Source organism: Pelistega indica (assembly GCF_000506865.1).
Lineage (GTDB): Bacteria > Pseudomonadota > Gammaproteobacteria > Burkholderiales > Burkholderiaceae_B > Taylorella > Taylorella indica.
In genome coordinates this window covers 1-8,307 of record NZ_AYSV01000119.1, presented here as the reverse complement: position 1 = coordinate 8,307, position 8,307 = coordinate 1, and the positions used below count along the sequence as shown (strand labels likewise).

At 39.2% G+C, this 8,307-nt stretch carries 6 protein-coding genes and 2 pseudogenes; 3 read left to right on the top strand and 5 right to left on the bottom strand.

All coding sequences use genetic code 11. The annotated features are described in order from the left end of the window. Positions 1–35 precede the first annotated feature (35 nt). The 4 genes and pseudogenes from V757_RS25855 to V757_RS29690 form a co-directional block, all read right to left on the bottom strand. A pseudogene (locus V757_RS25855) lies at positions 36–434 on the bottom strand (2-oxoadipate dioxygenase/decarboxylase family protein); the annotation flags it as partial. A 36-nt stretch (positions 435–470) separates the two neighbouring features. Continuing rightward, positions 471–1,733 (bottom strand): 2-aminoadipate transaminase, encoded by a 1,263-nt coding sequence (locus tag V757_RS25850; protein ID WP_031274845.1) that lies wholly within the window; start codon positions 1,731–1,733, stop codon positions 471–473. 88 nt (positions 1,734–1,821) lie between these two features. Then, on the bottom strand, positions 1,822–2,454 hold the full coding sequence (locus V757_RS29695) for a dicarboxylate/amino acid:cation symporter (protein WP_261796560.1): 633 nt from the start codon (positions 2,452–2,454) through the stop codon (positions 1,822–1,824). A 94-nt stretch (positions 2,455–2,548) separates the two neighbouring features. Continuing rightward, positions 2,549–3,013, bottom strand: a pseudogene (locus V757_RS29690) (dicarboxylate/amino acid:cation symporter); the annotation flags it as partial. 473 nt (positions 3,014–3,486) lie between these two features. On the opposite strand from V757_RS29690, the gene V757_RS25840 reads away from it, so the two are divergent. Beyond that, positions 3,487–4,602 carry a high-affinity branched-chain amino acid ABC transporter substrate-binding protein gene (locus V757_RS25840; RefSeq protein ID WP_023952832.1) on the top strand — a complete coding sequence of 372 codons (1,116 nt, stop codon included), beginning with the start codon at positions 3,487–3,489 and terminating at the stop codon, positions 4,600–4,602. A 63-nt stretch (positions 4,603–4,665) separates the two neighbouring features. On the opposite strand, the gene lhpI is transcribed toward V757_RS25840, so the two are convergent. Next, complete coding sequence (gene lhpI, locus V757_RS25835) at positions 4,666–5,604, bottom strand: bifunctional Delta(1)-pyrroline-2-carboxylate/Delta(1)-piperideine-2-carboxylate reductase (RefSeq protein WP_023952830.1); 939 nt, start codon at positions 5,602–5,604, stop codon at positions 4,666–4,668. A 188-nt stretch (positions 5,605–5,792) separates the two neighbouring features. Here lhpI and amaB point away from each other — a divergent pair, with 188 nt between their 5' ends. Together amaB and V757_RS25825 are read left to right on the top strand one after the other, a co-directional pair. Further along, a complete protein-coding gene (gene amaB, locus V757_RS25830) occupies positions 5,793–7,286 on the top strand; it encodes an L-piperidine-6-carboxylate dehydrogenase (RefSeq protein ID WP_023952828.1) in 1,494 nt (497 codons plus the stop codon). A gap of 93 nt (positions 7,287–7,379) precedes the next feature. Then, on the top strand, positions 7,380–8,252 hold the full coding sequence (locus V757_RS25825) for an NAD(P)/FAD-dependent oxidoreductase (protein WP_052019429.1): 873 nt from the start codon (positions 7,380–7,382) through the stop codon (positions 8,250–8,252). The last annotated feature ends 55 nt before the right edge of the window (positions 8,253–8,307 follow it).

Below are 8,307 nucleotides of genomic sequence, written 5' to 3'. Positions count from 1 at the left end.
AGTTTGTCGAAGCTCTTCGTTAATCAATAAGTTACTAAACGCAATAGAGAGGTAAAGATGCGGAATGGACTTTTATTTAATGACTCGGCTTCGATAGCACGAAATGCTGTGGAATGTACAGGAACGCCAGCAGGGGCTAAATCATAATAGCCTACAGGAAACATCCCCATAACGGCAAATACTCGACGAATTGTAAAAAGTTCTTCTGCTTTACCTAAACGAATAGCACCATGACGTTCTAAGTCTAAACGAGGTAATTCACCTGTTTGAGTCAGTTGATTTTTAATTTCAGGAGATTTTTCTAAAACACTTTTATTAACATCAGAGACAAGGCTAATCAAATCGCCATAAAGAGGTACCTCTTTTTGATACATATCTGACATCAAAGCAGAAAAGCGCGATCGAATTTCGTCAGGGTTTAAAAAATGAGACATTGTGTCGCTCCTTCTAGTAATTGTTTTTCTAAAGATTTAAATTTTAAAATCAGCATATTCTTTAAGAATGTCTGACAAAATAGTGAGTCCTTTCTCTAATATTTCTGGCTCAATAGTGAGTGGAGTGAGCAAGCGAATAATATGTCGACTTTTACCACTAGGCATCAATAACAAACCACGTTCACGAGCAGTGACTAATATTTTACTTAAGAGGGCTGAACCTGCACCAAATTCTGGGTGATATAACTCTATACCACGCATGGCACCTACGCCAGTTAGTCGACCTAACCATGGCGTTATGTTTTGTTCTTTCCATTGATGGTATGTTTTTTCAATTGTCTCTTCATAGTGTTTTGATGAGCTAAGGAAAGGTTCACTCTGCATAATGGAAAGAGTAGCTGATGCTGCTGCACAAGCAATAGGGTTACCTGAAAAAGTCCCCCCTAAGCTACCAACTGGAGGATAATTAACTAAGTCAGTTTTGCCAATGACAGCTCCCAAAGGCATACCACCAGCAATACTTTTGGCCAGTAACAGAAGATCTGGCTCTATACCTAAATGCAAGAAAGCGAATGGTTTGCCTGTACGACCGAAACCAGATTGAATTTCATCGAAGATGAGGATAATGCCATGTTTATGGCAGAAATCACGAAGATATTTGGCAAAGTCAATATCCAATAATTGGAATCCACCTTCTCCAAGAACCGGTTCAACAATAATAGCCGCAATTGTGTTGATATCTACTTCTATTTGAGTTAAACGTTCCAAAGCAGCTACAGCAGTCTCTTTGCTGATACCGTTATCCTTACTTGGGAACGGGATATGATAAACAGGGCCTGGTAAATTGCCTAAGCCTTGTTTATATGGATTCACTTTACCATTTAAATTGACCGTTGCTAATGTACGACCATGAAATCCTCCATCAAAAGCAATCACACCTGTGCGTCCTGTTTTGATGCGTGCAATTTTTAGTGCATTCTCTGTGGACTCTGCACCACAATTAGTAAGCATCCCAGCAAGCTCACCACTCATAGGGATAAAATCTACTAACTCTGCCATGAACTTTTTATATGGTTCATGCTCTGCGGCATTAAATGCGTAATGGGTCATTTTAGTGGCTTGCTCTTGGATGGCTTGGACAATAACTGGATGACAATGTCCGAGGTTGAGCACTCCAATGCCACCAACAAAATCAATATAATGCTTGCCATCAGTATCCCAGACTTCAGCATTTTTTCCGTGAGAAAGAGTGATTGGGTGAACTAGACCTAGTGCTGTGCTAATACCTTTTCTATTCATATAAAAACCTTTGTAAAACATATAATCTCAATCAAGTAGAGAGAAATTATGGTGATAGTCGGAAATAGTCGTTTAGTCGTTTAGCCGTTTAGCTTGACGTCTTTGAACTCTGCCATTTTTCTGTTTGGTCTACTACTTTTGCAGCGACTAAATCTCCAGTGACATTACCACATGTAAAAATCATATCAACGAGTGAGTTAATGCCTGCGGTTAGGGCAACAATTTCAATCGGTAAACCTGCTTGTGTAAATACGATTGACATACCGATTAAACCCGCACCAGGCACACCAGCTGTACCGACAGCGGCCATTGTGCCAATAAGTACGATAGAAACTAGTTCATTGAAAGATAAACTAATTCCCATAATTTCGGCAGCAAAAATCACAGCCATACCAAATCGTAGGGCAGTACCATTCATATTAACTGTAGCACCAATAGGTAAGGTTAATTTAGCCACACGCTCTCCAATGCCTGCTTTTTCTGCAGAACGAATGGTGATAGGTAAGGTACTTAAACTTGAGCTAGTGGCAAATGAAGTAAAGACAGCTTCTTTAATGTCACGATAAAATTGGATAACTTTAACGCCAAATAATTTTAGAATGATTGGATAGACAATCACTAGCAAAGCGATAACACCAATATAGGCAGTACCAATAAATTTTCCAAGAGCAATCACGGTATCCATACCTTGACTTCCTATGGTATTCGCAGTAATCCCCATGACACCGATAGGCGCATATTGCAAGATGCCAGCTAAATTTAGAGACGACTTCATTACCTGCCTCGATAACTTTGTAAATTAATTCACCCATTTCTCTTTGTTGAGCATTATCAGCGTGACGCAAAAAGAGAATCGCTAAACCCACGACAATAGCGACAAATACGACAGCAAGAATATCGCCATTTGATAGGGCGCTGAAAATATTACTCGGTACCATATTGATTAATGTATCAATAAACTTTGGGCTTTTTGGAGGGGTAACTGTTGCTCCTTCAGGTAGACTTAAGCCAACACCGGGGTGGGTAATTTGGGCAATGGCAATCCCTACAAAAATCGAAATACCAGTAGCAATGAGATAGAAGGGGAAAACCTTAGCGCCAATACGTCCTAATTCTCTAGGGTTTGAGTGGTTAACTGCAACGATAAGTGATAGCACAACTAAAGGAATTACTACCATACGTAATAAATTTAAAAATAGCTTGCCTAAGGGAGCTAATACGCTACTACCTTCCCCAAAGATGAATCCAAATAAAATGCCGAGAATAAAGCCTACCGTCATTTTCGACATAAAGGATTTATTCAAATACCATGACCAGATGTTCATATTGTGCTCCTATTTTTATATAACCACTTAATATGGTTGTGTGTTTTTTATTAATGTACGAAATACTGTACGAAAAGCAAAAGCTAGTAATTTTTATAGATTAAGGACAATATTCTTTTATGTTTGAATTATTTAAAAAATAAGGATTATCCCTAAAAAATGTTATGTCTTGTAATAAGAGAAATTTAATGGATGTAGTGATATTTAACAAACGAAAAAATAGACTCATACTATTCCGATTTGGAATATAGTAAAGAGAAAATTTCCAATGCCTATACAGAACAAGGACTGTACTAGCTCTCCGAGGAGTGGAAAGGTTCAATCCTAAAAAACTTAGGGATTATCATATGTTGCATATAAAGTGTTTTGGATAAACTGTAAAAACCGTGACAACATTATGACCACTTTTTTTAGGAGGTATTCTTATTATGATAAAAGTAAAATTATCTAGTTTAGCGACTGCTTTAGGGTTAGTGTTATCAGTTTCTGTGGCACAAGCTGAGGTAGTAAAAATCGCTGTCGTTAGTCCTTTTACGGGGCCAGTTACTCAGTATGGTCATATGACTCGGGATGGGGTAATGACTGCCATTGAAAAGATTAATGCTGAAGGGGGTATTAATGGGAATACTTTTGAAATGGTGGTGGTTGATGATGCTTGTGAACCTAAACAGGGACCTACTGCCGCTAATACGGTTGTAAATCAACAGATAGGTTTTGTTATTGGTCCATTTTGTTCTGGGGCGATAATGGGGGCTGCACCTATTTTTAATGAGCAAGGCGTAGTAATGATTACTCCTGGCGGAACATCTCCAACGGTGACCGCAGGCAAAAATTATGAAACAGTGTTTCGGTCAATTGGACGCGATGACCAACAAGCACCTGTAGCAGCCAAGTATGTGATGGAAAAGGTAAAACCTACGAAAATAGCCGTTCTTCATGATAAACAAACCTATGGTCAAGGAGTTGCTACGTATACGCGTGATAATTTAAAACAACTAGGTGGTAATGTCGTAATTTTTGAAGGTATTAATGCAGGTGAATCGGATTATTCGTCTGTGATTACAAAAATGAAATCAGCAGGTATAGATTTTGTGTTTTATGGAGGGCTCTATCCTGAATTAGGCTTACTATTACGTCAGGCTCGTGAGCAGGGGTTGAAGGCACAATTTATGAGTGCTGAAGGAGCTGTTGGTACAGACTTAAACGCTGTTGCTGGAGATGCTGTTGAGGGCTTATTAGTGACCTTATCTCCTGATTTCTCATTGAAGCCAGAAAATGCTGCAATTACTAAATTATTCCAAGAGAAGGGGCGTGATCCATCGGGTACTTTCCAAATGACTGCCTATGCAGGTGTTCAGTCTATTGCAGCAGGTATTAAAGCAACCAATAGTACTGACCCGATAGAAGTAGCGAAATGGTTGCATGGTAATAAAGTTGATTCTGTGGTTGGTCAATTAAGTTGGGAGCCATCAGGAGATTTGACCTCTTTTGACTTCCAAGTGTTTACATGGCACAAGGATGGTACTCGTACACTCATGAAATAATCAAATATTGCTAGTAAGGTTAGCTTGCTTATTAGGCAAGCTAACCTTTATTTTTTGAATGGTTTAGCTTTTATTCTCTTGAGCTAATATAGCGGCGGCAAGATCCTCTAAAGCATTTCCCACGGATTTGAAAATAGTAATTTCAGTATCACTAGTGCGACCAAGATGCTCTTTTTTACATAGCTGAGAAAGGTTAGCCTTGATGTCTTCTGCTTTTATCACGCCGTTATGGATGGGAGAAAGCAGATCGCCCGCTTTTAATAGTGCCTCTTCGGTATCAATAAAGACGGATGTGTTTTTGAAACAAGAGTCGTCAGTTTCTCGCATATCAGGTGTAAAACTACCAATTAAGTCTAGATGTACACCTGGTCGTAACCATTCCCCTTTAATAATTGCTTGTGTAGAAAGTGTTGCGCAACTAATAATATCCACTTGCTTAGCTGTGGCCTCTAAGTCATCGGCATAATGCGCATTAAAACCTTGATGGTTTAATTCTTTTACTAGTTGTTCGGCATTTTGCTGAGTTTTACTCCATACATAAATAGTTTTTAGAGGGCGTATAGCTTGATAGGCTTGAGCAATTAAACTAGCGACACGACCTGATCCAACAATTAGTAGAGAATTAGCGTCAGGACGACTTAAATATTTTGCTGCAAGTGCAGAGGCTGCCACTGTTCGGCGAGAGGTAATCACATCACCGTCAAACATAGATTCAGGTTTACCAGTTTTTGCTGAATATAGTAGGTAGACAGAGTGTAAGCCAGGTAAATGATAGTCGTGATTATGAGGGAAAACAGAAACAGTTTTGATACCCAACCATCGCTCAGATTGCCATGCAGGCATAATTAATAATGTTCCTAATGCTTCATTGTGTTGATTATTAATTTTATGAGTATGTCTAAGAGGAGCTTCGCAACCTTCAATAAACATTTTCTCAAGAGCATTAATTAAATCAACAAAGGGGAGTGCTTGTTCAGTTTGTTGGGCGTCAAAAATCTGCATATGATATTCCTAAAAGTATTATTTCAAGATTAAAGCTTTATAAAAATCTTTGCATAAGGAATTACCCTAATTAAGAAAAAAAGTAATCATATAGAGATATTTTTTCAGTTGACCTGTATTAGACTTAAACCATAGTATTAAATACTTGGTAAAGTAAATTTTAGGATGAACTGATAAAAGGAGAGAAAATGATTGAAGCGTTAATGAGCAAATTTGGTGTTGATTCGGCAGTGTATCAACAAGGTAGCTTAGCCGTTCATTCTCCTATTGATGGACAGCAAATTGGTCGCGTTAAAGAGCATACTATTGCAGATGTGGATGTGCAGATTCAACAAGCAGAAGTTGCTTTTAAGGCATGGCGTCAAGTTCCTGCACCTCGGCGCGGTGAGTTAGTCCGCATTTTAGGAAATGTGCTACGTGAGCATAAAGAAGATTTAGGTCGTTTAGTGTCTTTAGAAGCGGGCAAAATCACCCAAGAAGGCTTGGGTGAAGTTCAAGAAATGATTGATATTTGCGACTTTGCCGTAGGACTGTCTCGTCAACTTTACGGTTTAACCATTAGTTCAGAACGACCAGGGCACCATATGCGTGAGACATGGCATCCTGTAGGGGTCGTAGGTATCATCTCAGCCTTTAACTTCCCTGTTGCAGTGTGGTCATGGAATGCCGCGTTAGCACTGGTTTGCGGTAATGCATTAATTTGGAAACCCTCAGAAAAAACACCACTTACAGCATTGGCTTGCCAAGCGTTGTTTGAAAAAGCTATGGCACAATTTGGTAGTGATGCTCCCAAGCATTTATCACAGGTATTAGTAGGTGATGCTAGTGTGGTGGATAAACTTGTTACAGATCATCGTGTGCCAGTCATTAGCGCAACAGGTAGTACTCGTATGGGACGTATTGTAGGTCCTAAAGTGGCAGAGCGTTTTGGTCGTAGTATTTTAGAGCTTGGTGGTAATAACGCCATGATTCTGACACCAAGTGCAGATCTAGATTTGGCGATTAGAGGCATTTTATTTGCTGCAGTAGGTACAGCAGGACAACGCTGTACGACTTTGCGTCGCTTGATTGTTCACGAAAGTATTCGTGATGAGGTTGTGGCTAAATTACAAAAAGTCTATGCCTCTGTGACAATTGGAAACCCATTAGAGGGCAATTTAGTCGGTCCATTAATTGATGAACAAATTTTTAATCAAATGCAATTAATGCTAGAAAAAGCTACTCAAACTGGTGGTAAGGTATTTGGAGGTAAGCGAGTGTTAGCTGACAAATATCCTGATGCTTATTATGTTGAGCCAGCTATTGTTGAAATGAATGAACAAAATGAAGTCGTTAAGACAGAAACGTTTGCTCCTATTCTTTACGTACTTCCTTATAAAGATTTACAAGAAGCGATTGATTTACAAAATGCAGTGCCTCAAGGCTTATCTTCTTGTATATTTACTAATGATATTCGTGAAGCGGAAACGTTTATTTCAGTCACAGGTAGTGATTGTGGGATAGCTAATATAAATATTGGGACTAGCGGTGCTGAAATTGGCGGTGCTTTTGGTGGTGAAAAAGAAACAGGTGGTGGACGTGAGTCTGGCTCTGATGCGTGGAAGGCTTATATGCGTCGCCAAACTAATACTATTAACTACTCACGTGATTTACCATTGGCGCAAGGTATTAATTTTGGGTAATTATTTCTTCATTTACGAGTAAGGTAATTTAGCAAGTGGCTGTCTAAAACAGATAGTCACTTGTTTTCAATAGTGTTCCAAAAGGTAAATTAAATGATACAAGACCAAGTTCTATGGCATACCCTAGTTGATTCAATTGATACTTATCCAAGACTTAACGGTGATACTAAGACACAAGTATGTATTATTGGTGGTGGTTTTACCGGTCTATCCTCTGCTATTCATTTGGCAGAAAAAGGTTATGACGTTGTCTTACTTGAAGCAAATCAAATTGGAGCGGGAGGGTCTGGTAGAAATGTGGGGCTTGTGAATCCCGGAACATGGGCAAAACCGGATGATTTAAATAAATATCTAGGTGACGAACAAGGAGAAATTTTAACAACTGCACTTGGCAAAGCCCCTAGTTTAGTGTTTGGTATGATTGATCGGTTTAATATTAACGCACAAGACAGCCGTACAGGCAATCTGCATATGGCACACAATGTAGAAGGGGAAGCCGATGTCGATGACCGCTATCAACAACTGGCCCGTCGAGGCGTTGATGTTGAAGTATTATCCGGGGCTAAATGTCATGAATACTGTGGGACGACGAGTATTCAAAAAGCATTGTTGGATAAACGAGCAGGTACAGTTAATCCATATGCTTATGTGGTAGGTTTAGCTAAAGCTGCTTATCAATTGAACGTTAATATTTTCGAAAATACCGCCGTTCAACAGCTAAACCGTGTAGGAGATGCCTGGGATGTGGTCACCTCATCTGGTACTGTGCATGCAGATAAAGTAGTTATTGCAACCAATGCGTATACAGAAGGGGAATGGACTGATATTTTAAAAACCATTTATTTCGTTTGTTATTATCAAATTGCTTCTGAGCCTTTAGTAGGTGACGCTTCAGATAAAATTTTGCCTTATCGAAATGGTTCTTGGGATACTCGATTAGCCCTTTCTAGTATTCGAACGAGATAAAGATAATTCGCTTGTTATTAGGTACAGTTGGTTTGTCTGAAATAAAGAATGTTTG

Coding starts and splice junctions, on each gene's coding strand:
- V757_RS25850 (WP_031274845.1), bottom strand. CDS start 1,733: ATGAATAGAAAAGGTATTAGCACAGCACTAGGTCTAGTTCACCCAATC.
- V757_RS29695 (WP_261796560.1), bottom strand. CDS start 2,454: ATGGGGATTACTGCGAATACCATAGGAAGTCAAGGTATGGATACCGTG.
- V757_RS25840 (WP_023952832.1), top strand. CDS start 3,487: ATGATAAAAGTAAAATTATCTAGTTTAGCGACTGCTTTAGGGTTAGTG.
- lhpI (WP_023952830.1), bottom strand. CDS start 5,604: ATGCAGATTTTTGACGCCCAACAAACTGAACAAGCACTCCCCTTTGTT.
- amaB (WP_023952828.1), top strand. CDS start 5,793: ATGATTGAAGCGTTAATGAGCAAATTTGGTGTTGATTCGGCAGTGTAT.
- V757_RS25825 (WP_052019429.1), top strand. CDS start 7,380: ATGATACAAGACCAAGTTCTATGGCATACCCTAGTTGATTCAATTGAT.